Source organism: Arthrobacter sp. Y3223164 (assembly GCF_059091005.1).
In genome coordinates this window covers 1-402 of the sequence record NZ_JBNHGF010000888.1, presented here as the reverse complement: position 1 = coordinate 402, position 402 = coordinate 1, and the positions used below count along the sequence as shown (strand labels likewise).

The 402-nt window shown below is 71.4% G+C and carries 1 protein-coding gene and 1 pseudogene; one reads left to right on the top strand and one right to left on the bottom strand.

Annotated features, from left to right (window positions below; all coding sequences use genetic code 11):
• Positions 1 to 80 (bottom strand): annotated as a pseudogene (locus AC5RUJ_RS18565) (hypothetical protein); the annotation flags it as partial.
• Positions 81 to 107: 27 nt separating this feature from the next.
• On the opposite strand from AC5RUJ_RS18565, the gene coaE reads away from it, so the two are divergent.
• On the top strand, positions 108 to 402 hold a 295-nt coding region (gene coaE / locus AC5RUJ_RS18560; RefSeq protein ID WP_494156551.1), incomplete at its 3' end, for a dephospho-CoA kinase.

Genomic DNA, 402 nt, shown 5'->3' with positions numbered 1-402 from the left:
GCGCCGTCGTTATTGAAGCCCATCCGGTTGATCACGGCGCGGTCCTCGACCAGCCGGAACAGCCGGGGCTGCGCGTTGCCTGTCCGCGTGCTGGCTAGACTAAGGCCGTGCTCAGAATCGGACTCACCGGAGGCATCGCCGCCGGAAAATCGCTGGCTGCCCGGCGGCTGGCCGAGCTCGGCGCCACCCTCATCGACGCCGATGCCATCGCCCGGGAAGTGGTAGAGCCCGGCACCGACGGACTGCGCGCCGTCGTCGACGCGTTCGGCCCCGGGATCCTCACGGCCGACGGCCGGCTTGACCGTCCGGCGCTCGGTGCCCTGGTCTTCAACGATCCCGCACACCGCGAGCGTCTGAACGGGATCGTGCACCCGCTGGTGCGCGCCACCGCTGCCGCGCGGG